The 24,364-nt window shown below is 72.1% G+C and carries 22 protein-coding genes and 2 tRNA genes; 14 read left to right on the top strand and 10 right to left on the bottom strand.

Annotated features, from left to right (window positions below):
- Nucleotides 1-147 precede the first annotated feature (147 nt).
- From H9X71_RS12250 to H9X71_RS12230, 5 genes are all read right to left on the bottom strand, one after another.
- Nucleotides 148-1,584 (bottom strand): hypothetical protein, encoded by a 1,437-nt coding sequence (locus H9X71_RS12250; RefSeq protein WP_191147346.1) that lies wholly within the window; start codon nt 1,582-1,584, stop codon nt 148-150.
- A gap of 220 nt (nt 1,585-1,804) precedes the next feature.
- Nucleotides 1,805-2,155, bottom strand: coding sequence for a histone-like nucleoid-structuring protein Lsr2 (locus H9X71_RS12245; RefSeq protein ID WP_191147345.1), 351 nt, complete (start codon nt 2,153-2,155; stop codon nt 1,805-1,807).
- Between the two features lie 361 nt (nt 2,156-2,516).
- Nucleotides 2,517-3,299, bottom strand: a complete 783-nt coding sequence (locus tag H9X71_RS12240; protein WP_191147344.1) for an L-threonylcarbamoyladenylate synthase — start codon at nt 3,297-3,299, stop codon at nt 2,517-2,519.
- A 241-nt stretch (nt 3,300-3,540) separates the two neighbouring features.
- On the bottom strand, nt 3,541-5,079 hold the full coding sequence (locus H9X71_RS12235) for a DNA/RNA helicase domain-containing protein (RefSeq protein ID WP_342355629.1): 1,539 nt from the start codon (nt 5,077-5,079) through the stop codon (nt 3,541-3,543).
- A 223-nt stretch (nt 5,080-5,302) separates the two neighbouring features.
- Nucleotides 5,303-5,623, bottom strand: coding sequence for a nucleotide pyrophosphohydrolase (locus H9X71_RS12230; RefSeq protein WP_191147342.1), 321 nt, complete (start codon nt 5,621-5,623; stop codon nt 5,303-5,305).
- Nucleotides 5,624-5,764: 141 nt separating this feature from the next.
- On the opposite strand from H9X71_RS12230, the gene H9X71_RS12225 reads away from it, so the two are divergent.
- Nucleotides 5,765-6,877: a type I restriction endonuclease gene (locus H9X71_RS12225; RefSeq protein WP_191147341.1), complete on the top strand. Its 1,113-nt coding sequence runs from the start codon at nt 5,765-5,767 to the stop codon at nt 6,875-6,877.
- A 21-nt stretch (nt 6,878-6,898) separates the two neighbouring features.
- Here H9X71_RS12225 and H9X71_RS12220 read toward each other — a convergent pair.
- Nucleotides 6,899-6,970 (bottom strand) — tRNA-Arg (locus H9X71_RS12220).
- 152 nt (nt 6,971-7,122) lie between these two features.
- On the opposite strand from H9X71_RS12220, the gene H9X71_RS12215 reads away from it, so the two are divergent.
- Complete coding sequence (locus tag H9X71_RS12215; RefSeq protein ID WP_414759552.1) at nt 7,123-10,929, top strand: DUF4011 domain-containing protein; 3,807 nt, start codon at nt 7,123-7,125, stop codon at nt 10,927-10,929.
- Entirely contained in the window at nt 10,929-11,174 is a 246-nt protein-coding gene (locus H9X71_RS12210) for a hypothetical protein (RefSeq protein WP_191147340.1), read from the top strand. The genes H9X71_RS12215 and H9X71_RS12210 overlap by 1 nt, the downstream gene beginning before the upstream one ends.
- A 50-nt stretch (nt 11,175-11,224) precedes the next feature.
- On the opposite strand, the gene mscL is transcribed toward H9X71_RS12210, so the two are convergent.
- From mscL to H9X71_RS12195, 3 genes are read right to left on the bottom strand one after another with little or no spacing between them, the layout of a single operon-like run.
- Complete coding sequence (gene mscL / locus H9X71_RS12205) at nt 11,225-11,707, bottom strand: large conductance mechanosensitive channel protein MscL (protein WP_191147339.1); 483 nt, start codon at nt 11,705-11,707, stop codon at nt 11,225-11,227.
- Between the two features lie 28 nt (nt 11,708-11,735).
- Entirely contained in the window at nt 11,736-12,134 is a 399-nt protein-coding gene (locus tag H9X71_RS12200; RefSeq protein ID WP_191147338.1) for an FmdB family zinc ribbon protein, read from the bottom strand.
- Between the two features lie 6 nt (nt 12,135-12,140).
- Complete coding sequence (locus H9X71_RS12195; RefSeq protein WP_191147337.1) at nt 12,141-12,716, bottom strand: 5-formyltetrahydrofolate cyclo-ligase; 576 nt, start codon at nt 12,714-12,716, stop codon at nt 12,141-12,143.
- Nucleotides 12,717-12,756: 40 nt separating this feature from the next.
- Here H9X71_RS12195 and galU point away from each other — a divergent pair, with 40 nt between their 5' ends.
- The 6 genes from galU (at nt 12,757) to H9X71_RS12165 (ending at nt 17,763) form a co-directional block, all read left to right on the top strand.
- The gene (galU, locus tag H9X71_RS12190; protein WP_045529068.1) at nt 12,757-13,653 is read left to right on the top strand and encodes a UTP--glucose-1-phosphate uridylyltransferase GalU; all 897 of its coding nucleotides are present in this window, start codon (nt 12,757-12,759) and stop codon (nt 13,651-13,653) included.
- 93 nt (nt 13,654-13,746) lie between these two features.
- The gene (locus tag H9X71_RS12185) at nt 13,747-14,415 is read left to right on the top strand and encodes a GNAT family N-acetyltransferase (protein ID WP_191147336.1); all 669 of its coding nucleotides are present in this window, start codon (nt 13,747-13,749) and stop codon (nt 14,413-14,415) included.
- A gap of 115 nt (nt 14,416-14,530) precedes the next feature.
- Complete coding sequence (locus H9X71_RS12180; protein WP_191147335.1) at nt 14,531-15,499, top strand: hypothetical protein; 969 nt, start codon at nt 14,531-14,533, stop codon at nt 15,497-15,499.
- Nucleotides 15,500-15,565: 66 nt separating this feature from the next.
- A tRNA-Ala gene (locus H9X71_RS12175) sits at nt 15,566-15,638 on the top strand.
- A 100-nt stretch (nt 15,639-15,738) separates the two neighbouring features.
- Complete coding sequence (locus H9X71_RS12170; RefSeq protein ID WP_191147334.1) at nt 15,739-17,358, top strand: DUF7059 domain-containing protein; 1,620 nt, start codon at nt 15,739-15,741, stop codon at nt 17,356-17,358.
- 9 nt (nt 17,359-17,367) lie between these two features.
- Nucleotides 17,368-17,763: a DUF3054 domain-containing protein gene (locus H9X71_RS12165; protein ID WP_191147333.1), complete on the top strand. Its 396-nt coding sequence runs from the start codon at nt 17,368-17,370 to the stop codon at nt 17,761-17,763.
- Nucleotides 17,764-17,767: 4 nt separating this feature from the next.
- Here H9X71_RS12165 and H9X71_RS12160 read toward each other — a convergent pair whose 3' ends face one another.
- The gene (locus H9X71_RS12160; protein ID WP_191147332.1) at nt 17,768-18,208 is read right to left on the bottom strand and encodes a pilus assembly protein CpaE; all 441 of its coding nucleotides are present in this window, start codon (nt 18,206-18,208) and stop codon (nt 17,768-17,770) included.
- A gap of 118 nt (nt 18,209-18,326) precedes the next feature.
- On the opposite strand from H9X71_RS12160, the gene H9X71_RS12155 reads away from it, so the two are divergent.
- The 5 genes from H9X71_RS12155 to arfA all read left to right on the top strand — a co-directional run bounded on the left by H9X71_RS12155 (nt 18,327) and on the right by arfA (nt 24,320).
- A complete protein-coding gene (locus H9X71_RS12155; protein WP_191147331.1) occupies nt 18,327-19,328 on the top strand; it encodes a LacI family DNA-binding transcriptional regulator in 1,002 nt (333 codons plus the stop codon).
- Nucleotides 19,329-19,430: 102 nt separating this feature from the next.
- Nucleotides 19,431-20,780 (top strand): extracellular solute-binding protein, encoded by a 1,350-nt coding sequence (locus tag H9X71_RS12150; RefSeq protein WP_191147330.1) that lies wholly within the window; start codon nt 19,431-19,433, stop codon nt 20,778-20,780.
- A gap of 60 nt (nt 20,781-20,840) precedes the next feature.
- Nucleotides 20,841-21,785: a carbohydrate ABC transporter permease gene (locus H9X71_RS12145; protein ID WP_191147329.1), complete on the top strand. Its 945-nt coding sequence runs from the start codon at nt 20,841-20,843 to the stop codon at nt 21,783-21,785.
- Nucleotides 21,782-22,702 carry a carbohydrate ABC transporter permease gene (locus tag H9X71_RS12140; protein WP_191147328.1) on the top strand — a complete coding sequence of 307 codons (921 nt, stop codon included), beginning with the start codon at nt 21,782-21,784 and terminating at the stop codon, nt 22,700-22,702. Before H9X71_RS12145 ends, H9X71_RS12140 begins: the two co-directional genes overlap by 4 nt.
- 79 nt (nt 22,703-22,781) lie before the next feature.
- Nucleotides 22,782-24,320, top strand: a complete 1,539-nt coding sequence (gene arfA, locus H9X71_RS12135) for an arabinosylfuranosidase ArfA (protein ID WP_191147327.1) — start codon at nt 22,782-22,784, stop codon at nt 24,318-24,320.
- The last annotated feature ends 44 nt before the right edge of the window (nt 24,321-24,364 follow it).

Raw genomic sequence — 24,364 nt, 5'->3', positions numbered from 1 at the left:
ATGGTGCACCTCCGTCGCCGCCAACGTAACCGCTGGGCGACGGATCCCCCACATCGGGGTGGTTTTGGGGCTACGGACGACGGATCGCCCCTCGACCGGGTCGAGGGGCGATCCGCCCTGCGCGTCGTGCCGCGCCGGGTCGTGCTGCTAGCGCTGCGAGGTGCGGCGACGGGCGTGGATGCCGAGACCCAGCGCACCGAGGACCAGGGCGGCGAGGCCCCAGCCGATCGTGGGCGTCGGGTCGTAGCCGGTGACCGGCAGGTATCCGCCGGGCGTCGTGCCGCCCGGGACGATCGGCACCACGGGGGTGCGCGTCGGCGTCGGGGTGGCGGACGGGGCCGGCGTGCCCGGGGTGGGCGTCGGTGCGGTCGCGGTGGGCGTCGGGACCGTGGGGGTCGGGACGGGCGCGGTCGCGGTGGGCGTCGGCGCCGTGGGGGTCGGGGTCGGCGCGGTGGGCGTCGGGGTCGGGACCGTGGCGGTCGGGGTCGGCGCGGTGGGCGTCGGGATCGGGACCGTGGCGGTCGGGGTCGGCGCCGTGGGCGTGGGGACCGGGACCGTGGGCGTCGGGACCGGCGCGGTGGGGGTGGGGACCGGGACGGTGGGCGTCGGGATCGGCGTCGTGGCCGTCGGCGTGGGCACGGGCGCCGTGGGCTCGACCGTCGGGGTCACGGTGGGCTCCACCGTGGGGGTGACCGTCGGCTCGACAGTCGGTTCGACGGTCGGCTCGACCGTGGGCTCGACGGTCGGTTCGACGGTCGGCTCGACCGTGGGCTCGACGGTCGGTTCGACGGTCGGCTCGACCGTGGGCTCGACGGTCGGTTCGACCGTGGGCTCGACGGTCGGCTCGACCACCGCGGTCACGAAGTTGGTGATGTCGGTGCTGCAGGTCACGGTCGCGCCGCCTCCGTTGCCGGAGTCGTTGCACTGGTCCACCTGGACGAGGAGCGCGGAGGTGACGGTGGACGTCGGGACGGTGCAGGTGACGCGACCCGCCGCGCCGCCGCCGTTGCCGGAGCCGTTGCACTGGGTGACGTCGGCGTTCGTGGTGTTGGAGACCGGGGCGCAGGCCGTGCCGCCCGCGGCGCCGTCGGTGGCGGAGCCGACGCACTGGTTCACTGTCGCGGCGGTGGTCGTGCTCTCACCGACGATGTTGTTGGTGATGTCCACGGTGCAGATCACGTTGCTGCCGCCGCCGTTAGCGACGCCGTTGCACTGGTCGACCGCGGTGATGATGATCCCGTCGCGCTGCGACACCGTCGTGGTGCAGAGCGGGGCGGCACCGGCGGCGCCGGCGCAGACGCGGGTGGTGACCGTCGAGGAACCGGTCTGCGTCGCCACGTTCAGCTCGTTGACGACCGTCACGTCGCATTCGACCTGGTCGCCACCGCCGTTGGGGGTGTCGTTGCACTGGGTCGTGGTCGTCGGGGAGACGGCGGCGGATGCGGACTGCACCTGGCTGCTCATCCCCACCACGGCGACCAGGGCGATGAGCGCGGCTCCGGCGGCTGCGGTGAACCGCGCGCGCATCGGGCGGCGGCGGGTGGCGGGCGAGGTGTTCCCGGGTGATGCGAGGTGTTTCGGCACGGTGCTCCTTCTTCACGGCGAGCGTCCTCGCCGTGCCGCGACCGGCATGCGACCCGGGCGTGACGCGCGCGTGACGCCCGGCGAGGCTGCACCCGGGATCCCCGCCATTCCGGCGCGATGGGAATTCATTACGACGGGCCCGCCACATGACGAAGAGGGCCGATCCACGGCGGATCGGCCCTCTTCGTCGTGCCGCGCGCGGTGCGTGCGCGCGATGTCGCTACTTGCTGGCGCGGTACTCCTCGAGCAGGTCCGCGGAGATGCGGCCGCGCTCGGAGACCTTGTGGCCGTGCTCGCGCAGCCATTCGCGCGCGGCGCCGAGGTCCTCCTTGGGGGCGCTCGAGGACGAGCGGCGCGGGCTGGAGGAACGGCCGGTGGAGGCGCGGCCGACGCGGCGGGCGCGGTCGACGTAGGTGTCCAGCGCCTCGCGGAGCTTCGCGGCGTTGGCGTCGCTCAGATCGATCTCGTAATTCACGCCGTCGAGGGCGAAGGGGACGGTCTCGCCCTTTCCCTCTTCGATGACGACGCCGTCGATGTCGTCGACGAGCGTGGTGACAACCTTGCGAGCCACGTCTGTTCCTCTCCTTGCAGATGGTGCATCAGATGATGCGACGTTCGACACGATACCCGTTCTCCGCGTGAATTCCGACATCGTGTGCGAATCGGGCCGATAAACGCGGTGAATGCCCATGCGGCGTCGCCGGACAAGCGATGCACTCTGCGCGGATGCGCATTGCGGACGGGTCCTTCGACCATTCCCGGGTGAATTGCGGGTGATCCGAGCCGGCATGAGGGCGCATTCCCCGAGGGCGTCTCCGAGAATCTCCTCAGGGGTGGAATTCGTTGCGCTCCCCGACGAACACCGCGTGCGCACGAGCGAGGGCCCGCGGAGACGTGCTCCGCGGGCCCTCGGGGTGCTGGTTCGGACGGGATCAGTAGTACTCGCCGTGGCGGTAGTCCCACGACGGGAAGGAGCGGGCGAGCGCCGACATGATGGCGTCGACCGCGAGGCCGCGGCGGATGAGCGTGGGGTTCGGCGTGACGGAGCGCTCCCCGCGCTGCTCGGGGATGAGCGCGCCCGACGCGTCGACCATGGAGACCATGACGCCCTGCTCGTGGCGGCTCGTCTCGTCGAGCCCCGGCTGGATGGAGGCCACGTAGTCGTCGGCCGCGACGATGACGTCGGCCTGCTGCTCGATGCGCTCGCCGATCCCCTCGACGCGTCCGCGGTTGCCCTGGCCGGACGGGTTGGCGGAGCTCGCGAACGCCAGGCGGCCCTCCGCCCACAGGTGCTCGGCGAGCTGCTCGGCGGGGCGGCCGAACCGGATCACGAAGCAGCTCGTGCCCCGGCGGTCCATCGCGAGCTGGGCGGCGGTCTCGTCGGGGAGGAGGTGCTTCGCGTCCTCGCGCCACGGGAGGATGCAGCCGAGCAGCACGTCGGCGTCCCAGTGCTCCTGGTAGAACGCGAGGATCTCGTCGTTCAGCACCGCGAGCTGCTGCAGCTGCTCGATGCTCGTGCAGAGCACCACGCCGGGCTTGTCGCGGTTGCGCTGCTTGGCGTCGAACTTGCGCTCGAGGCCGGCGCCGTCGGTGGTCATGAGGATGTAGCCGACCTTGGTGGCGGCGACGACGAGTCCGCCGGGCGCCTCGACGGCCGCGGCGGCGCGCGGGTCGAGCGTCCCGTCCCAGGGGATCGTGCGGGTGGTGTCGGTCATGGGCGCGTGCCTCTCGTGCGTGTCGGGATGGGTCCGCCGGGCGCACCTGCGTCGGGCCGGGGTGCGTCGGGCCGCGCGTGCGGCGATCGGGCGGTGGGACGACGGTAGGCGCGGGGGAGCGGCGGGGCGGGTGAGCGTCCACAGGGGGCATCGCCGGATGCGGTGGCCGGGCCCGACGCATCCGCTGGCCGGGGTCGACGAGGAAGCGCCCCCGCGCCGGGATGCGGCCCGATGGGCCCGTCTACTCGGCCGCGGGGATGAAGCGGCGCAGGTGGTCGCGCAAGGCGGGATCGACGACGTGGACGAAGGTCCCGCGGATCCCGCGCGTCAGGAGGACCGCGTAGACGTTGCTGATCAGGAGCCGCAGGTCCTCGTCGCTGTAGGTGATCCCGAGCGTGGGGTTGTTCTCCCGTCCCTTCTTGTCGAAGTAGGACGCGCGATCCATGGTGAGGCGGCCGCGCTCCACGTCGTACCGGAGGTCCGGTCCGATGATCACGCCGGCGTAGTTGAGGTCGTACCCCTGCACGGTGTGTATGGAGCCGACCTCCTCCAGCGCGCCTGGTGATGAGATCCAGTCGCGCGACGTGCTGTTCCAGCGTGCCCGGTAGTCGCCCAACCGGATGTCGAAGGCCGCGGCGTCCTTCTTGGACACCCATCTCCATGCGTACCCCGCGACCATGCGCGACAGGCCGTGTCGGCGGTCGCGGTCGCGGATCGCGTCGTGCATCGCGGCCACGTCGTCGAACATCCGGAACTCGTACTCACCCAGCGACTCCGCCGACGACGGCTGCTCCGGCAGGGCGCTGGACGTGGCACCGAGGAGACGGCGCACGTGACCGACGTAGTCGGAACCCGCTGCCACGCGCATCTGCGACATGAGCGGATGCAGCCGCTCGGATCGACGCGCGTCATCGAGCAGGCGCGTCACCGTGGTCGCCGGGAGGTCAGACGGCCGCACGCTCTGCGCGGGAACGATCAGGAGGATCTGGTGCGTGCTCCTCGAGCGGATCCAGTCGAGCTGCGTCTTCGTCGTGTCGTCCACGCCGTACAGGCGCGTGGTGATCTCCCGGAAATTGGTGTTGAGCGGACCGGAGGCCTGGTTGGCGCGCTGGTTGAGTCGATGCGCCTCGTCCACGACCAGGAGGTCGAAGTGCTCCTCGCCGTCGCCGACGTCGAAGGGGGACAGCACGGCGACGCCGTGCAGCCCGGGCGTGCTGGCGAAGACGCGCTCGACGGAGCGGCGCAACGACTGCTGCGGGATGACCAGCCCCGTGCGCAGCCCCGAGAGGGCCTCCCGGTGCTCGCCGAGGAAGTACTCGACGAAGAGGGAGTCGCTGTCGACCACGTCCTCCGGCTCGAGCCGGTCGACGTCCGCGATGAGCTTGAGGAGGTAGATGGCCACGACGGTCTTGCCGGTGCCCGGCTCGCCCTGGATGACGGTGGTGCTGGCCGCGCCACCGCGCAGGTCGTGCACCAGGGCTTCGAGGACGCCCTCGATCGCCAGCTCCTGGTCGCGCGTCAGGGCCTTGAACGGCGACAGCTTGAAGAGGTCGGTGTTCTGGATCTCGTCGATGGACCGGTGGAAGAGACCGTCTTCGCGCAGCTGTTCGAAGACCGTCTCGAACTGGGCTGTGTAGGCGACGCGGTCGAAGTACTCGGCGTTCGTGATGCCGATGTTGCGGTTGAGGACCTCGTAGGCGCCGTCGCCCGAGAAGAGCTTGATGAGTCGCGACTCGAAGTCGAGGCACACCGACTTGTTGAACGTGTCCCCGACGATCACACGGGCTGTCGCGAGGTGCCCACGCTGCTCCGAATCGAGATGCTGACGCAGGCGCCCAGCTGCATTGAGGGACTCGCCCACGTAGACCTCGTCCATGCGCGTGCCGGCCGACCTCGTCTGGGGAGGGCCGTCCAGGACGTAGACGACGGGCCAGTTGGAGTGACGAGGATCCTCGGGGCCCCACGCGGCGAGACCCGCGCGCGAGAGGTCCACTCGACGGACCTCAGAGAGCGTCATAGCGGTCGCTGCGGCCGCGCGCCTTCTCGACCGGGTACTTGGCGCGCGTGACCGCCAGCTTGTCGAGCACGATCCGGTCCGGGTCCACCCCCAGCCGCTCGGCGAGGAGCAGGCAGTAGGTCAGCACGTCGGCGAGCTCGGCCTGCACGTGCTCGGGGTCGCCGTCGGCGTCCCACTGGAAGCATTCGAGCAGCTCGCCGGCTTCGATCGCGACGCTCTTCGCGAGGTTCTCCGGCGTGTGGAACTGCGCCCAATCCCGTTCGGCCACGAATGCGGCGAGCTCGGCGCGCACGTCGGGGCTGGGCATGCGGTCACGGTAGCAGGCGCCTGCGGGTTCCCCGCGGTCCGAGGAGCCCGTGGCTCCTCCTCCCGAAATGGGGGCAACCGCATCTCCATGAGCGCGCATCGAGATCCGTATCGTCGGGATCACCGAGACGAGGGAGTCCCCGTGGAATTCGCCGAACGACTGGCCGCCCTGGCCCTGAAGGTCCGCAACCAGCGCGACGCCATCCAGACGGAGGAGGCGACGAAGAACGCGTTCATCATGCCGTTCATCTCCACGATCCTCGGATACGACGTCTTCAACCCCCTCGAGGTGGTGCCCGAGTTCACGGCGGACCTCGGCCTCAAGAAGGGCGAGAAGATCGACTACGCGATCATGCGCGACGGCGAGGTGCAGATCCTCATCGAGTGCAAGAAGTCGACGGAGCCGCTCAAGATCGAGCACGCATCGCAGCTCTTCCGCTACTTCGCCGTGACGAACGCGCGCATCGCCGTGCTCACGAACGGCGAGGTCTACCACTTCTACACGGACCTCGACGCGCCGAACCGCATGGACGAGAAGCCGTTCCTCGTGCTCGACCTCGCGGACATCGACGAGACGCTGCTGCCGGAGCTCATGAAGCTCACGAAGGACGTGTTCGATCTCGACTCGATCATCAGCGCCGCAGGCGAGCTCAAGTACGTCGGTGCGTTGAAGCGCGCGATCGCCGCGGAGTTCCGCGAGCCGACGCCGGAATGGGTGAAGCTCCTCACTCGCCGCGTGTACGACGGGATGTTCACGGAGAAGGTGCGCGAGCAGTTCACGACACTCGTCGGGAAGGCGTCGAAGCAGTACCTGAACGAGCAGGTGAACGACCGCCTGAAGACGGCGCTCGGTGCGCCCGCATTCCCCTCGGCGCCCGCCACCGCGTCGCCCGACGTGATCACCAGCGAGGACGCGGTCGTAGCGGACCTCGACCGCGACACCGAGATCGAGACGACGCTCGAGGAGCTCGAGGGGTACCAGATCGTCAAGGCGATCGCCTGCAGCGAGGTGAAGCCGCAGCGCGTGGTGCACCGCGACGCGAAGTCGTACCTGGCCGTCCTGCTCGACGACAACAACCGCAAGCCCATCGCGCGCCTGCACTTCAACGGCAAGAAGCAGAAGTACCTGGGCCTCTTCGACGCGCACAAGGTCGAGACGCGGCACCCGATCGGGTCGCTGGATGAGATCTACGCGCACGCGGACGAGATCCGCGCGGCGATCCGGGCGCACGCGGGGGAGGCGGTCGGCGCGTAGACGCTGGCGGCGGGATGCGGGTGCCCCTGGAGGGACTCGAACCCCCAACCCTTTCCTTAGGACGGAACTGCTCTTCCATTGAGCTACAGAGGCTGACCGGCCCATGGTAGCGGAGGGGAGCGCGACCGGCCGAGGCGCGTCGGAGCCGGGACGCGGAGGGCGCGCCGGCTCGTCGAGCCCCCGGATCCGCGTCCGCACGGCGTCGCCTGCCGGTTTCCCCACCCGACGCGTCGTACTGTTGCCGGGTGTGGCGTGCCAATGAACGATCCGACGACGACGACGACCTGCTCTCCGGGTTCGCCGCCGAGCCTCTTGAGGACCCCCACGTGAATGCTTCCCACAACAGCACCTCCCCTCACGACCTCCGGGTCGGCGACGTGCACCTGGGGAGCGGCAACGTGGCCGAGCCCCGCTGGAGGGAGTGGCGCGAGCAGCTCGCCGGCATCGGCGGCCCCTCGCCGCTCCTGCACTTCGTCGACGCGCCGGGCTCCCGGATCGAGCTGAGCACCACGCACCCGGGCGGCCTCGCGCAGTTCATCACGGGCAAGACGACGCTGCTGTCGTCCCTCATCCGCGACGAGCTCGCGCTCCGCAGCGCCCGCAAGGCCGCGAACCGCATCACCCAGAAGGGCATCGAGCTGGTCTCGGCCCGCGGCATCGAGTCGATCCACCTGGCCATCGGCCTCGCGGAGTGGCGCTTCGCCGACGAGCAGTTCCGCGCGCCGGTTCTCCTGCGCCCGCTCGCGATCCGCCGCCACGGCAGCGACTACGAGGTGCGCCTCAAGGGCCAGCCGTTCCTCAACCCAGCGCTCGCGCGAGCGCTCGAGGAGCAGTTCCAGATCACGCTCGACGCCGAGTCCTTCGTCGCGCTCGCCGTGCAGAACGGCGCCTTCAAGCCGCAGCCGGTCATCGACCGCCTGCGCGGCCTCACCTCGCACCTGCCGGCGTTCGCCGTGCAGCCGCGCCTGGTCGTCTCCTCGTTCGCCGAGGTGGGCCGTGCGCTCGCCGAGGACGCGGAGCACCTGGAGCACCTCGTCATCGACGCCATCGCCGGCAACCCGACGGCCAAGTGGGGCGTGGGCGAGGCCTACGCGCCGGTGGATCCGATCCCGCAGGACCAGCGCCCGCCCGTCACCGACACCCTGCTGCTCGACGCGGATCCCGAGCAGGAGTACGTCATCGCGCAGATCAACGCGGGCAACTCGCTCGTGGTGACGACGCTGCCGGGCACCGGCGGCACGCAGACCATCGTCAACTCCATCGGCTGCCTGGTCGCGCAGAACAAGCGCGTGCTCGTGGTCAGCCCGCGCGCGTCCTCCCTCAAGGGCATCGGACAGCGCCTCGCCGACGTCGGGCTGCCCGGCCTCGCGGTCGCGCCGAAGTCGCTCAAGCGCGACGTGGTGCAGTCCATCGTCCGCAACGAGAAGGCCGCGCCCGCGCAGACCGCCGAGGTCGACGACGCGCTCGTCCGCCTGCGCCACGTGCTGCTCGACTACCGCTTCGCGCTCGGCCGTCCCGACAAGGACCTCGGCGTCTCCGTGCTCGACGCGCTCGGCGAGCTCTCCCGCCTCGCGCTCCTGCCGAGCCCGCCGGCCACCACCGCGCGCCTCACCCGCGGGGCCGTGACGGCCATCGCGCACGACCGCGCGAGCGCCGCCGCCTCGCTCGTCAAGGCCGCGAGCCTCGGCGAGTTCCGCTACGGTCCGGGCGACTCGCCCTGGTACGGCGCCACCTTCCCCACGAGCGCCGCCGCGACCCACGCGCACGACCTCGCGAAGTCCCTCTCCGCGGAGGGCCTGCCGCGCCTCCTCGAGCGCGCCGACGAGCTCGTCGGCCAGACGCGGATGCGCGCCTACCGCTCCATCGACGAGCTGGGCGTCTACCTCCGCCTCCTCCTCGACGTCCGCGAGACCCTCGACAAGTTCCAGCCCGTGGTGTTCGACCGGTCGCTCAGCGAGATCATCGCGGCCACCGGTTCGCGCCGCGACGCCCCGGAGATGACGAGCATCACCCGCCGTCGCCTCCGCAAGCTCGCGCGCGAGTACGTGCGCCCGGGCGTCCACATCTCCGACATGCACGAGAGCCTCAAGGCGATACAGAAGCAGCGGATCCTGTGGCAGCGCTACGTCGCCGTCGGCTCGACCCCCGAGGTCCCGCGCGGCATCTCCGACGTGCACGTGCGGTACCAGGAGGTCGCCGCCGACCTCAAGGTGCTCGACGAGCCGCTGAGCATGCTCACCCGGCCGACCCCGCTCGGCGAGCTGCCCGTCGACGAGCTGCGCGAGAAGGTCGCCCAGCTCGCCGAGGACAGCGAGGTGCTCCAGAACCTGCAGGAGCGCACCTCCCTCCTCGCCGACCTCCGCCGCCTCGACCTCGACCCGCTGCTGCACGACCTCTCCGACCGGCACGTGCCGCAGGAGGCCGTCGCCGCCGAGCTCGAGCTCGCCTGGTGGCAGTCGGTCCTCGAGCAGATGCTCGCGGGCGACAAGGCGCTCCTCAACGCGAACACGAGCGTGCTCGACCGGCTCGAGTCCGACTTCCGCCTCGTCGACGAGGCGCACGCGACCGCGAGCGCTGGCCTGCTCGCCTGGCAGCTCGCGGAGACGTGGAAGATCGGCGTCGTGGACTGGCCCGAGGAGGCGCACCACCTGCGCCAGCTGCTCGGCGGATCCGCCCCCGTCGACGCCGCGGCCCTCCACCACTCCGCACCCCACCTCTCCCGCACGATCGCGCCGGTCTGGCTCGCGTCGCCGTACGAGGTGCCGACCATCACCGACGAGATGCCGTTCGACGCCGTGTTCCTGGTGGACGCCGGCGCCATGACGCTCGCGGAGGCCCTCGGCGGCATCCGCCGCGGCAAGCAGACCGTCGTGTTCGGGGATCCCGTCACGCAGACGCCGTCGCCGTTCACCATCGCGGTCGTCCCGCAGTCGGAGCGCTCCACGCCGCAGCTCGCGGACGACGACTCGACGCTCGAGGAGCGGCACGCGGACTCCGCGCTCGCGCGCCTGAGCGAGCTCCTGCCGGCCCTCTCCCTCACGCGCAGCTACCGCGCCGGCGGCGAGGACCTCGCGGAGCTCGTGAACCGCCGCTTCTACGGCGGCCGGATCCAGTCCCTCCCGTGGGCGGGCACGTTCCTCGGCCACGGCAGCCTCTCGCTCGACTTCGTGGCCGACGGCCACGGCATGCCGGACGAGGACACCGGCGCCGTCGAGAGCGTCGACGCCGAGGTGATCCGCGTGGTGGAGCTGGTCCTCGACCACGCGAGCCACCGCCCGCGCGAGTCCCTCATGGTCATCACCGCGAGCGCCCGGCACGCCGTGCGCGTGCAGCAGGCCGTCCTCCATGCGGCCGCCAAGCGCAGCGACGTCACCGAGTTCTTCATCGGCGACCGCGCGGAGCCGTTCATGGTCGCGACCCTCGAGCAGTGCGTCGCGCAGAGCCGCGACCGCGTGATCTTCTCGGTCGGCTACGGCCGCACCCCGCACGGTCGCGTGCTGTCGAACTTCGGCGCCCTCGCGGCGCCCGGCGGGGAGCGCCTGCTCGCCGTCGCGATGACGCGCGCCCGCCGCTCGATGGTGGTCGTCTCCTGCTTCCAGCCCTCCGACATCGACCAGGACCGGATGAAGCACGGCATCGTCGCGCTCGCCCAGATCCTCTCGGAGGCGGAGGCCCGCTTCAAGGAGGACCCGATCCCGGACGACGGCGACGCCATGCTGGTGGACCTCGCCCGGCGCCTCGAGGGCCTCGGCCTCGCCCCCGCCCTCGGGCACCGCGACAAGCTCGGGCTCGTCGCCTCCTACGGCGGCCGGGCCATCGCGATCGAGACGGATCCGGTGGTCAACCAGACGAGCCTCCGCGAGTCGCTGCGCTTGCGCCCGGAGATGCTGAAGCGCCTCGGCTGGCACTACCTGCGCGTGCACTCCTTCGAGCTGTTCGCGGATCCGGACGCCGTCGCCCGCCGCATCGCCACGGCGCTCGGTGCGATCTCGGACGCGCACCCCGTGACCTCGCCCGTGCAGGTGCAGGCCGGCGCGCACCGGGCGGAGTGATGCCGGAGCGCGACGCGGCGGACGCGGGCGACGCGGCGCCCGCGGGGGAGCGCCGCCCCGCCCGCCGTTCGCGCCGCGCGTCGACCGCGCCCGTCCCCGGATCCGACCCCACGCCGCAGTCCGCCGGCCGCGCGCCCGCGGTGCCCGCCGCCGAGGACGCCCCGCAGGGCTGGGGCGACGCCCCCGCCGCATCGGATGCGAACGACGACCGCCTCCGGCTCGACCGCCCGCCCCACTGGGGCTGACGGGTCGACGCCGGAGGCGGTCGGGTCGTGCGCGCGACGCGGTTCGCGCGCTAGGCGGGCTTCCCCGGCTCGGCCACGTGCTGGCCGGTCGACGACGGGATGCCGTGCGCGCCCTCGGGCGACGGCCGCCCCGCGAGCAGGTCGCGGATCTCGATGAGCAGCTCGGTCTCCGTCGGCGGGACGTCCTTCGGCGTCGCCTCCTCCTCGGCCTTCTGCTTCGCGAACGCGACCTTCTTGAGGTGGTTCACCGGCAGCACGAGCGCGAAGTAGACGACCGCGGCGACGATGAGGAAGTTGATGATCGCCGCCAGCACCGCGCCGAACAGGAGGTCGGCGGTGCCGCCGGATGCCGTCGGGATGCTGACCTTGCCTGCTTCCGCGAGCGTCGACGCGTTGAAGAGCGCCGCGATGAGCGGGTTGAAGACGGACGTGACGATGGCCGTCACGATCGCGGTGAACGCCGCGCCGATGACGACCGCGACCGCGAGATCGATGACGTTGCCGCGGAGGATGAACTCCTTGAAGCCCTTCACGGGTGCTCCTGTCGGACGGGCCGTCCGATCAGGTGGACGGCGAGGACGTGCCGGAGCCGGAGGACGCCGGACCGGAGGGGGTGCTCGGGGTCACGGTACCGGAGCCCTGGCCGATCGTGCCGGAGCCCGAGGACCCGGACGAGTCCGACGAGCCGGATGACGAGGAGGACGAGTCCGACGAGGAAGACGACGACGCATCGCCCGACTTCCCCGACGAGGACGACGACCGCGACCGCTTGGCCGCGTCCTCGGTGCGCGAGTCGTTGCGGTAGAAGCCACTGCCGGTGAAGCTCACGCCGACCGCGGCGAACAGCTTCCGCAGCTTGCCGCCGCAGACCGGGCACTCGGTGAGGGAGTCATCGGTGAACGCCTGCACGATGTCGAAGGCGTTGCCGCACACCGTGCAGCGGTAGGAGTACGTGGGCATGTGTCCCTAGAAGGAGTGGATGAGGGTGGGGGTCACGATGCCGTCGACCGGCATGTCGTGCTTCTCCCGCGGGAGCTCGTCGACGAACTCGGCGTCGAACACCACAGCGTAGACCGGGGGGCAGGCCTCCATCGAGCCGAGGGTCTTGTCGAAGTAGCCGCGACCCCAGCCCATCCGCATGCCGCCCTGGTCGACCGCCGCCGCGGGGACGACGATGAGGTCGACGTCGTTGATGGCGATGGGCCCGAGCAGCTCGCCCACCGGCTCCGGCAGGCCGAACAGCCCTTCCGTCTCGGTGCCGTCGCTCACGACCCAGTCGAGCAGGCCGTCGTTGCGCGACACCGGCAGCAGCACCTCGTGCCCGTTCGCGTGCAGCCACTCGAGGAAGGGGCGCGTGGTCGGCTCGTCGACCGTGGAGAGGTAGCAGGCCACGCGCCGGGCGTCGTGGTTCGCCACGAGCTCGGTCAATCGGCTGGTCAGGCCGTGGGCCGCGTCGTCCCGCTCGGTCGAGGTCATCTGCCGACGACGCTCCCGCAGCTGGGCGCGCAGGGCCCTCTTCTCGTTCCCGACATCGCTCGGCATGGGTCGATTCTAGGTATCCCCGACCGCTACGCTCGATCGCATGGTCACCCACATCACGAAGGCCGTCATCCCCGCCGCGGGACTCGGAACACGATTCCTGCCCGCGACGAAGGCGATGCCGAAGGAGATGCTGCCGGTCGTGGACCGCCCGGCCATCCAGTACGTGGTGGAGGAGGCCGTCGGCGCCGGCCTGCACGACGTCCTCATGATCACGGGCCGCAACAAGACGGCCCTCGAGAACCACTTCGACCGCAACGCCGAGCTCGAGGCCACCCTCCAGCTCAAGGGCGACGACGCCAAGCTCCGCAAGGTCAACGAGTCCACCGACCTCGCCGACATGCACTACGTCCGCCAGGGCGACCCCAAGGGCCTCGGCCACGCGGTGCTCCGCGCGGAGATGCACGTGGGTCGCGAGCCGTTCGCCGTGCTCCTCGGCGACGACATCATCGACAAGCGCGACGTGCTCCTCTCCCGCATGATCGAGGTCCAGCTGCAGCGCGGCTGCTCGGTGGTCGCGCTCCTCGAGGTGGACCCCTCGCAGACGCACCTCTACGGCGTCGCCACCGTCGAGGCGACGGACGACGACGACGTCGTCCGCATCACCGGCATGGTCGAGAAGCCGGCCGCGGGCACCGCGCCCTCCAACCTCGCCATCATCGGCCGCTACGTGCTGCGCCCCGAGGTCTTCGACGTGCTGCACAAGACGGAGCCCGGCAAGGGCGGCGAGATCCAGCTCACCGACGCGCTCGAGAAGATGGCCGCCGCGCCCGAGTGGACCGGCGGCGTCTACGGCGTCGTCTTCCGCGGCCGCCGCTACGACACGGGCGACCGGCTCGACTACCTCAAGGCCATCGTCCAGCTCGGCGTCGACCACGAGGACCTCGGCGAGGGCCTGCGCGAGTGGCTGCCGGAGTTCGTCAAGACGCTCGAGCGCTGATCCGGGTCCGCGGCGCGCGGACGACGCCCGACGAGCCGCGCACCGCGGCCTCGTCGCGGGGTCGCATCGCGGCGCCCGCGGAGGCCTAGGCTCATGGACGTGCCGCAGACCGTACCCACCATGCGGGACGGGCGCATCTCCGTCCGGCCCATCCGGCTCCGCGACTCGCGGGCCCTCGAGCGCTCCCTCCTCGACAACCGCTCCTGGCTGCGGAAGTGGGAGGCGACGAGCCCCTATGCGCCGATGGCCTTCGACACCCGGGCGAGCATCCGGTCGCTGCAGGCCAACGCCCGCGCCGGCCTCGGCGTGCCGCTCGTGATCGAGTACGACGACGAGTTCGCCGGGCAGCTCAACGTGTCCTCCATCGCCTACGGCTCGCTCTCGAGCGCCACCATCGGCTACTGGGTCGGCCAGGAGTTCGCCGGGCGCAACGTGACGCCCACGGCCGTCGCGCTCGCGACCGACCACTGCTTCACCACCCTCGGGCTCCACCGGATGGAGATCTGCATCCGCCCGGAGAACGCGCCCAGCCTCCGCGTCGTGCAGAAGCTCGGCTTCCGGTACGAGGGGCTGCGCCGCCGGTACATCCACATCAACGGCGACTGGCGCGACCACTTCTGCTTCGGCCTCGTCGTCGAGGAGCTCTCCACCAGCGTGCTCGCGCGCTGGAAGGAGGGCGGGGTGGACCCCGAGTGGTCGCGCGTGCCCGAGGCCGACGTCGAGGCGGCCGCGTCGCCGCTCGCGGTGCAGCGCCGCATCTGACGCGCCTCGCGGATCCGGCGCCCGCCTCACGCGGACCTGCGGATGCGCCGGTCCGGCCATGGACACGCGGCGCGCTTCCCGCGCCTCGCCCGCCGGACCTCCTAGCCTCGGGATCATGCAATCCGGCGGCATCATCATCGCGCTCTCCGCGGTGCTCTGGCTCGCCTACCTCCTGCCCACGTGGCTGCACCGGCGCCAGTACATGGCGACCGAGCGCAACGCCGTGCGGCTGCAGCAGACCCTGCGGATCCTGGCCGAGACGGCCGAGGTCCCCGACGCGGTGCGGGCGGAGACCAGCGCCCGCAGCGTCGTCGAGCAGCAGCGCGCCCTCCGCCGGGCCGCCGAAGAAGCCGAAGCCGCCGCGCGTGCGCGAGACGCCGCCGCCCAGCGCGCCCTACCGAAAGTGGCCCCCGTGTCCGCAACGTCGCCCTCCGCCGCCACGCGCCTCCGCCGCACCCGGCTCGTCGCCACCGCGATCCTCGCGCTCGCCCTCGTCGGCGCCGTCGTGGGCCTCACCCAGGTCGCCGGGGGCGGCGCCTGGACGCTGCTCGTGATCTCCTCCCTCGCCACCTTCGCCTCGCTCGCGACCCTGCAGCGCATGTCCCAGATCGCCGCCGCCCGTCGTCTCCAGGCGCCGGAGGCCCGGCCGCGTCCGCGCACCGGCTTCACCGACTTCCACGAGGCGGCCGAGCCGGTCGCCGAGCCGATCGCCGAGCGCGAGGAGGGGGAGTCCTGGACCCCCGTCCCCGTGCCCAAGCCGCTGTACCTCTCGCGCACGCAGGCGCCCGGCCCGCGCCCCGGCGCCGGCAGCGCGCCGCGCACGCCGCTCTCGCCGGTCGAGGAGATGCGCCGCGCCGCCGCCGCGTCCGAGGAGACGCTGCGTCGGGCGCACCTCGAGCCCGAGGTCGCCCGCCTGTCCGCCGAGGACGGGACCGCGGAGCGCCCCGCGCCGGCCGCCGTCCCCGCCCCGGCCGCGCGCACGACGCCGCCGAGCCGCTTCTCGCGCATGGGGATCGTCGACGACGCGGAGCCCGGCATGGGCGACCTGGACGAGGTCCTCCGCCGCCGTCGCGCCGTCGGCTGAGCCGGCCTGAACGGATCCCGCGGTTCGGCGGGCCCCTCGGGACGTGGTAGTCTCGTGGAGTTGTCAGGGCCTATGGCGCAGTTGGTAGCGCGCCTCGTTCGCATCGAGGAGGTCAGGAGTTCGAATCTCCTTAGGTCCACAAGAACCCCGCTCCGGCGGGGTTTTTGCTTTCCCCCGGGGGCCTCGGCGAGAGGCAGCGGCGGCGCGTCGTCTCGGCCGCCCGCGGTTAAGATCGGTCAGTGCCCCGCCCCGTGATCCCGCCCGTGACCGTCGCGACCCCGGAGGTCCAGGCGCTCCGGGCCGACCTCGAGACGGCGCCCTTCACGCTCGCGTCGGCCCTCGACGTCTGGGGCGACGCGGCCGGGCAGGCCCTGCACCGCGGGAACCGGATCCCGGCCCGCCGCGCCGTCGCCGCCGCGCGCACCGCCGACGGCCTCCCGGCCCCCGCCGCGCTCGCGGCCCTCTTCGTGCTCGGCGATCCGGTGGACGCCGCCGACCTCCGCCGGGCCCTCCCCGCGCTCGGCCTCGACGGCGCCGCGCGCCTGGGCCTCGTCGAGCTCGACGGCGACCGGGTGCGCCCGGCCGTCGACCTCCGCCCCTACGGCTTCATCGACGCGCACGGCGTGGGCGAGTGGTGGATCGCGTCCGACCTCGGGGAGCTCGCCACCGGCGGCGCCCTCGACGAGGACCACGTGCTCGGCGTGGGCGGCGCGTCCGCGACGCTCAGCGGCCTCATGATCTCCGCCCCCGTCGGGTCCGCGCTCGACCTCGGGACCGGCTGCGGCATCCAGGCGCTGCACGCGTCCCGGCACGCCGACCGCGTCGTCGCGACGGACATCTCGGCGCGCGCCCTCGCCTTCGCGGCCCTCAACGCCGCGCTCAACGGCGTCACGACCATCGAGCTGCGCCTCGGCAGCCTCTTCGAGCCGGTCGCGGGGGAGCGGTTCGACCACGTCGTCTCCAACCCGCCCTTCGTCATCACACCCCGGGCCGAGGGCGTGCCCGCGTACGAGTACCGCGACGCCGGGCTCGTCGGCGATGCCCTCGTGGAGGGCGTGGTCGCGGACCTCGCCGACCACCTCACGCCCGGCGGCGTCGCGCAGCTCCTCGGCAACTGGGAGCACCGCGCGGGGGAGCCGGGCCTCGAGCGGGTCGCGGGCTGGCTCGACCGCGCAGCCGCGCGCACCGGATCCGGCCTCGACGCCTGGGTCGTCGAGCGCGAGGTGCAGGACGCCGCGCTGTACGCCGAGACGTGGATCCGCGACGGCGGCACCCGCGCGGGCACGCCCGAGTCCGAGGCGCTCGTCGACGCCTGGCTCGACGACTTCGCCGCGCGCGGCGTCGACGGCGTCGGGTTCGGCTACCTCACCCTCCGCCGGCCCACCGCGGGCGCGCCGACCCTGCGTCGCCTCGAGCGCCTGCCCGGCGGCCTCGGCCACAACCCGACCGGGCTCGGGGACCACCTGCGTGCATCCCTCGCCGCGCACGACGCGCTGGCCGGGATCGACGACCGCGCGCTCGCGGCACTCGCGCTCGTGGTGGCGGGCGACGTGACGGAGGAGCGGCACTACTGGCCGGGCGCCGAGGATCCCACGGTCATGACGCTGCGCCAGGGCGCGGGCTTCGGCCGCGAGGTGCCGCTCGACACGGGGCTCGCGGCGCTCGTCGGCGCGTGCGACGGCGAGCTGGCGGTCGGCGCCATCGTCGACGCGGTCGCGCAGCTGACCTCGGTGGACGCCGACGCGTTGCGCGCCGAGCTGCTCCCACGGATCCGGGGCCTCGTCGCCGACGGGTTCCTGCTGCTGCCGGGTATGGGCGACGGGGAGACGGTCGCCGAGCGCCCAGCCCGCGACGCCTAGGATCACGGGGTGACCCGCCGCTCCTCCCGTCCTGCCGCCCGACCCGAGATCGTCCGCGCCGTCGTGCTCGACGCCGCGCTCATCGTCGTCTTCGCCCTCGTGGGCCGGGCGAGCCACGGCGAGGACCTCGCGCCGTCGGGCGTCCTCGGCACCGCGTGGCCGTTCCTCGCCGGCGGCCTCGTGGGCTGGATCGTCGCGCGCGCATGGCGGAGCCCCTCCCGCGTCGTCCCCACGGGGCTCGTGGTCTGGGCCGTGACGGTCGTCGTCGGCGTGGTCCTCCGCGCGCTCACCGGCGAGGGCGTGGTGGTGCCGTTCGTCATCACCACCGCGATCATCCTCGCGATCCTCATGCTGGGCTGGCGCGCGATCGCGGCCCTGGTCGTCCGCCGGCGCGCGCGGGCCTGAGCCGCTAGACCGCGGGCGGCACCGTGGGTGCCGCCGCCTCCATCACCGCGATGAGCGCCTTCGCATAGGCCTCCTCGGCCTCGAGGTCGCGGTGCTCGACCTCCTCCCCGTCGATCACGACGAGCACCACGTGCGCGCCGTCCTCCGCCCCGCCGATCTCGCGCCGCAGCGACCGGAACGCGCCGCCGAGCAGCGCCCGCAGCTGGTCCTCGCGCGGCAGCCACAGGCTGTCCTCGAGCGCGACGGAGTCGAGCGCCCACTCGGTCGTGCCGTTGAAGCCGAGCACGGTCCCGGTCGCGTGCTCGTGCGCCTCGATGGTGAGCTCGCTGATGGTGAAGACGTCGGACTCGAAGCCCTGGCCGCGGATCCGGAACCGGTCGCCGGGCTCGGGGCTCCACTCGAGGCCGAGCTCCAGCAGGGTCGTGGCGTGCGCGGTGGAGATCATCCGTGCAGTATGCCCGGCGCTCCCGGGCGTCGTCTCCGCGGGCGGGGGAATCCGTGTGCGTTAGATTCGGGGGCACCGCCCGCGGCGCATCCCGCGGCCGGCCGGCCCGGGGAGGACCATGCGCGCGACAGTGAAGGACGTCGCCGCGCGTGCCGGCGTCTCGCCGAAGACCGTCTCCAACGTGATCACCGGCCGCGTCGTCGTGAGCCCCGCCACCCGCGAGCGCGTCGAGCGCGCGGTCGACGAGCTCGACTACGTGCCCAACCTCTCGGCCCGCGGCCTCCGCAACGGCCGCACGGGCGTCATCGCGGTGGCCCTGCCCGACCTCGGCACGGCGTACTCCGCGGAGCTCGCCCACCACCTCGTGGAGGTCGCGCACGAGGCCGGCTACAGCATCCAGATCGAGGAGACGGGGTCGCGGCCCGACCGCGAGCGCGACCTCATGTCGCGGGCGCGCGAGCACCTCGTCGACGGCCTGATCCTCAACCCCGTCCTCCTCTCGCAGAGCGCGATCGCGCGCGCCGAGTCGCTGCCGCCCGTCGTGATCATCGGCGAGGTCGAGCAGGAGATCGCCGACCGGGTGGGCGTCGACAGCGTCCGGGCCGCCTACGACATGACGCGGCACCTCCTCGACACCGGCGCCCGCCGCATCGCCGCCGTCGGGACGGCCACGCGCGAGGAGTCGGCCGCGGGGGACCTCCGCCGCATCGGCTACCGGCGCGCGATGGAGGAGGCGGGCGAGGCGCCCATCGAGATCGACCGCACGGGCTGGAACAGCGCCTCGGGCGCCGAGGCCGTCGACTCGTGGCTCGCCGGCGGCAACCCCGCGCCCGACGCCCTCTTCTGCTTCACCGACGGACTCGCCTTCGGCGCCCTGCGCGCGCTCGCGGACCACGGCCTGCGCGTGCCCGAGGACATCCAGGTCGCCGGCTTCGACGACGTCGACCAGTCGCGCTTCTCGATCCCCACGCTCACCACCGTGCACTTCGACCTGCGCGCCTACGCGGAGGCGGCGGTCGCCCAGCTGGTGCGCCGCATCGAGGAGCGCGAGGGCCCGGCGGTCGAGCTCGTGATCCCGCACCGCATCGTCGTGCGCGGCAGCACCCGCCCCGTCGCCTGACCCGGCCCACCCCGCGGCGGCGGCCGCTGAAGATCCTGCGACGAAACGTTGCGCTCGGCGTTACAACGATGTAATGATCTCTGCATCACGAAGGAGTGGTCAATGGATCCTGTTCAGGGAAAGGCCGGGGGACAGTCCTCGGCATGGTCGAGGCGTCAGATCCTCATGGGCGGCGCGGCCGCGCTGGGCGGCGCGTTCCTCGTCGGGGGTCTCTCCGGCTGCGCGCCCCAGGTGGCGGCGGCCGGCGGCATCGTCGACCTGAAGTACTGGCACCTGCTGTCCGGCGGCGACGGCATCCGCATGACGGAGATGGTGCGCGAGGCGAACGACTCGGGCGGCGGCTTCGACGTCCGGGCCACGGTCCTCGCGTGGGGCCAGCCCTACTACACGAAACTCGCCATGGCGTCGGTCGGCGGCCGCGCCCCGGACGTCGCCGTGATGCACGCGGCGCGGGTGCCCGGCTTCGCGCCCGGCGGCCTGCTCGACCCGTGGGACACCGACCGGCTGGCCGAGCTCGGCCTCACGCAGCAGGACTTCGAGCCCCGCGTGTGGGACAAGGGCGTCGTCGACGGGAAGCTGTACTCGATCGCGCTCGACAGCCACCCGTTCGTGATGATGTACAACACCGACGTCGCGGGCCAGGCCGGCCTCCTCGGGGACGACGGGCAGCTCGCGCCGATCACCACGCCCGAGGCCTTCGCCGACGCGATGCGCGCGATGCAGGAGGTGACCGGGGTCCACGGCCTCAGCTACGGCTACCTCGGCGACGGCACGCAGATGTGGCGCCTCTTCTACACGTTCTACAAGCAGATGGGCGGCGACATGGAGCTGCCCACGGGCGGCCAGGTCGTCTACGACCGCGACAAGGCGCTCGCGAGCCTCGAGTACATCAGGACGCTCCTCGACGGCACCATCGCCACCGCGAGCGGCGACGCCGGCACCGCCATCGCCGAGTTCGCGGGCGGCAAGAGCGGCGCGATCTTCACGGGCGTCTGGGAGCTGCCGACGTTCCAGGCCGCCGAGCTCCCGTTCGACGCGATGCCGATCCCCACGCTCTACGGCACCCCGGCGTCCTTCGCCGACTCGCACGCGTTCGTGCTGCCGCACCAGAGCTCGCCGGATCCGGTGAAGCGCGAGAGGACGTACGCCTTCGTCGCCGACCTGCTGAAGAACTCGCTGCAGTGGGCGGGCGCCGGGCACATCCCCGCGTACAAGCCCATCATCGACAGCCCCGAGTACGCCGACCTCCTGCCGCAGGCGCACTATGCGAACGCGGCCGCGCAGATCGAGTACGACCCGGTGGCGTACTTCACCGGATCCGGCTCCGACTTCCAGACGTTCTTCGCGGAGAACGTGCAGAACGTGTTCCTCGGGCGGCAGGAGGCCGCCGACGGCCTCGACGCCTTCATCGCGCGCATCGACGCGCTGCTCGCCAAGCCCAACCCCCTGTAGCGGCCGCCGCCGCGCGCGGCACCGCCCCCTCTCCCAGCGACACGACGAAGGAGTCCACTCGTGACGACAGCAGCACCACCCACCCCGGTCGCGCCCGCGGCCGGGCCCGGATCCCCGCGGCCCGCCGTGGGCAAGCCCCGCACCCGCGCGAAGGAGCAGGCCCAGGGCATGCTCTTCATCGCCCCGTTCCTCCTCACCTTCCTGGTGTTCCTGGTGTGGCCGGTCCTCTACGGCTTCTACCAGAGCCTCACCGGGCAGAGCCTCACGGGCGCCAACGGCGAGCTCATCGGGTTCGCCAACTACCTCGAGGCCTTCGGCGACTCCCAGATGTGGCGCTCGCTCGGCAACACCGTGGTGTTCACGATCGCGAGCACGGTGCCGCTCCTGGTCGTGGGCCTCGTGCTCGCGCTCCTCGTGAACCTCGGCCTGCCCGGCCAGTGGCTCTGGCGGCTCGCCTTCTTCCTCCCGTTCCTGCTGGCGTCGACCGTCGTGTCGCTGTTCTGGCTCTGGATGTACAACCCGCAGCTCGGCGTCGTGAACGCGATCGCCGGCGCGGTCGGCCTCCCGCAGCCCGCGTGGCTGCAGGACTCGAACCTGGCCATGACGAGCGTCGTGATCACCACGGTGTGGTGGACGGTCGGCTTCAACTTCCTCATCTACCTGGCGGCGCTGCAGAACATCCCCGACCAGCAGTACGAGGCGGCCGCGCTCGACGGCGCCGGCAAGTGGCGGCAGCTGTTCTCCATCACGATCCCGCAGCTCGCGCCGACCACCGCGCTCCTCGCGATCCTGCAGGTGCTCGCGTCGCTGAAGGTCTTCGACCAGATCTACCAGATGACCGCGGGCGGCCCCGGCGGCGCGACCCGGCCCATCGTGCAGTACGTCTTCGAGACCGGGTTCACCGGCTTCCGCTTCGGCTACTCGGCCGCCATCTCCTACATCTTCTTCGCCCTGATCGTCGTGATCTCGGTCATCCAGTTCACCGCGACCCGGAGGAAGCCATGACCACCGCCACCCGTCCCGCCTTCTCCTCCGGCACGCTCGCCCGGAAGCCCGCCGTCGGCGCCGCGGCGCGCCAGGGCCGCACCGGCACGCCACGGTTCGCGCCCTCGCGCATCGCCGCGCTGGTGATCCTCATCGTGCTCGCCGCCGCGTGGCTGCTGCCGTTCCTCTGGGCGGTGCTCACGTCGTTCAAGTCGGAGACGGACGCGGCCGCGTTCCCGGTGACGCTGTTCCCGGCCGGCGGCTTCACGCTCGACGCGTACGCGTCGGTGCTGAACGGCGGGACCATCCCGCTCTGGACGTGGAACAGCCTGCTCACCAGCACGGTGATCACGGTCGTCGCGGTCGTGTTCTCCGCGCTCGCCGGCTACGCGCTCAGCCGCATCGACTTCCGCGGCCGCAAGGTGCTGATGGGGGCGATCGTGGCGTCGATCATCATCCCGCCGCAGATCCTCATCGTCCCGCTCTTCTACCAGATGCTGTCGTTCGACCTGGTGGACACCCTCTGGGCCGTGATCCTGCCGCAGATCGTGCAGCCGGCCATGGTGTTCATCCTGAAGGCGTTCTTCGACCAGATCCCGATCGAGCTCGAGGACGCCGCCCGCGTCGACGGCGCCGGACGCGTGCGCGTGTTCCTGCAGATCGTGATGCCGCTGTCGCGCCCCATCCTCTCGGCGGTCGCGATCTTCGTGTTCATCGGCGCGTGGAACAACTTCCTGTGGCCCTTCATCGCCACGAACGACTCGTCGCTCATGACCCTGCCGGTCGGCCTGCAGACGGTGAAGAACGCCTACGGGATCCAGTACGCGCAGAACATGGCCTCCGCCGTGCTCGCCGCGCTGCCGCTGATCCTGGTGTTCCTCTTCTTCCAGCGCCAGATCATCAAGGGCATCTCGACCACCGGGTTCGGCGGGCAGTGATCCGCCCCGCGCCCGCGACCGCCCCACCCACCCCGCCCGGGACGCACGCGCCCGGGCCCGACGTCCAGGAGGACGCCCCATGACCCGCGCCCGCATCACCATCGACCGCGACTTCACCATCGGCGACGTGCCGCGACGGCTCTTCGGGTCGTTCGTCGAGCACATGGGCCGCTGCGTGTACACCGGCATCTACGAGCCCGGCCACCCGACGGCCACGCCCGAGGGCTACCGGCAGGACGTGCTCGACCTCACGAAGGAGCTCGGCGCCACGATCGTGCGCTACCCCGGCGGCAACTTCGTCTCCGGCTACGACTGGGAGGACGGCGTCGGCCCCGTCGAGGACCGGCCCCGCCGCCTCGACGGCGCCTGGCACACCGTGGAGACGAACGCGTTCGGCCTGCACGAGTTCATGGGCTGGTCGAAGGCCGCGGGCGTCGAGGTGATGGAGGCCATCAACCTCGGCACGCGCGGCGTCGACGCCGCGCGCTCGCTCGTCGAGTACGCGAACCACCCGGGCGGATCCAAGTACTCCGACATGCGCCGCGCGAACGGCGCCGAGGAGCCCTTCGACATCAAGCTGTGGTGCCTCGGCAACGAGCTCGACGGGCCGTGGCAGATCGGGCACAAGACGCCCGACGAGTACGGCCGGCTCGCGCAGGAGGCGGGCAAGGCGATGCGGCTGGTGGATCCGAGCATCGAGCTGGTCGCGTGCGGCAGCTCCAACTCGGGCATGCCCACGTTCGGGCAGTGGGAGCAGACCGTGCTCGGCCACACCTACGACGTCGTCGACTACGTCTCGCTGCACGCCTACTACCAGGAGCAGGAGGGCGACGTGCGGAGCTTCCTCGCGAGCAGCGTCGACATGGACTTCTTCATCGAGTCCGTCGTCGCGACCGCGGACGCCACCGGCGCGCGCCTGAAGAACCGCAAGCGCATCGACCTCTCCTTCGACGAGTGGAACGTCTGGTACCAGCGCGGCCTCGACGGCGAGGACCAGCCGCACCGCATCGAGAAGGCCGGCTGGCGCGAGCACCCGCGGGTCATCGAGGACGAGTACAGCGTGACCGACGCGGTCGTCGTGGGCACGCTCCTCAACTCGCTGCTGCGGCACGGCGACCGGGTGAAGATCGCGAACCAGGCGCAGCTCGTGAACGTGATCGCGCCGATCCGCAGCGAGGAGGCGGGGCCCGCGTGGCGCCAGTCGATCTTCTGGCCGTTCGCGCGGATGGCGCAGCTCGCGACGGGGCGCATCCTCCAGGTCGAGGTGGACAGCGACCGCTACGACAACGACCGCTTCGGCACGGCCGACGTGGTCGACGTCAGCGCGACGTGGGACGACGAGGCCGGCACCGTGTCCCTGTTCCTCGCGAACCGCGGCCTCGAGGAGGACGCGGCGACGGAGGTGGCCCTCCGCGGGCTCGACGCCGGACGGATCCTCCGGGCCGAGGTCCTTCGCGTGCCCGAGAGTGGCGACCGCCACTCGAGCAACACGGTCGAGTCGGGCGAGCAGGTCGGCCTCGTGCCGCTCGAGGGCGTGCACGCCGAGGGCGGGCGCCTGACGCTCACGCTGCCGGCGCTCTCCTGGGCGGTCGTGGTGCTGGACGTCACGCGCAGCTGACGCCCGCACGACGACGGCCCGCCCTGCACGGAGCAGGGCGGGCC

Source organism: Clavibacter zhangzhiyongii, assembly GCF_014775655.1.
Taxonomy (GTDB): Bacteria; Actinomycetota; Actinomycetes; order Actinomycetales; family Microbacteriaceae; genus Clavibacter; species Clavibacter zhangzhiyongii.
Note: the sequence above shows the minus strand (reverse complement) of the source record. Positions and strands in the feature narration are given on the sequence as shown.

Bases quoted from the DNA above. Each gene is read 5' to 3' on its own strand.
- H9X71_RS12180 (WP_191147335.1), top strand. From the start codon at position 14,531: ATGCAATCCGGCGGCATCATCATCGCGCTCTCCGCGGTGCTCTGGCTC.
- galU (WP_045529068.1), top strand. From the start codon at position 12,757: ATGGTCACCCACATCACGAAGGCCGTCATCCCCGCCGCGGGACTCGGA.
- H9X71_RS12210 (WP_191147340.1), top strand. From the start codon at position 10,929: ATGCCGGAGCGCGACGCGGCGGACGCGGGCGACGCGGCGCCCGCGGGG.
- H9X71_RS12185 (WP_191147336.1), top strand. From the start codon at position 13,747: ATGGACGTGCCGCAGACCGTACCCACCATGCGGGACGGGCGCATCTCC.
- H9X71_RS12155 (WP_191147331.1), top strand. From the start codon at position 18,327: ATGCGCGCGACAGTGAAGGACGTCGCCGCGCGTGCCGGCGTCTCGCCG.
- H9X71_RS12200 (WP_191147338.1), bottom strand. From the start codon at position 12,134: ATGCCCACGTACTCCTACCGCTGCACGGTGTGCGGCAACGCCTTCGAC.
- H9X71_RS12140 (WP_191147328.1), top strand. From the start codon at position 21,782: ATGACCACCGCCACCCGTCCCGCCTTCTCCTCCGGCACGCTCGCCCGG.
- H9X71_RS12230 (WP_191147342.1), bottom strand. From the start codon at position 5,623: ATGCCCAGCCCCGACGTGCGCGCCGAGCTCGCCGCATTCGTGGCCGAA.
- H9X71_RS12240 (WP_191147344.1), bottom strand. From the start codon at position 3,299: ATGACCGACACCACCCGCACGATCCCCTGGGACGGGACGCTCGACCCG.
- H9X71_RS12150 (WP_191147330.1), top strand. From the start codon at position 19,431: ATGGATCCTGTTCAGGGAAAGGCCGGGGGACAGTCCTCGGCATGGTCG.
- H9X71_RS12195 (WP_191147337.1), bottom strand. From the start codon at position 12,716: ATGCCGAGCGATGTCGGGAACGAGAAGAGGGCCCTGCGCGCCCAGCTG.
- H9X71_RS12160 (WP_191147332.1), bottom strand. From the start codon at position 18,208: ATGATCTCCACCGCGCACGCCACGACCCTGCTGGAGCTCGGCCTCGAG.
- arfA (WP_191147327.1), top strand. From the start codon at position 22,782: ATGACCCGCGCCCGCATCACCATCGACCGCGACTTCACCATCGGCGAC.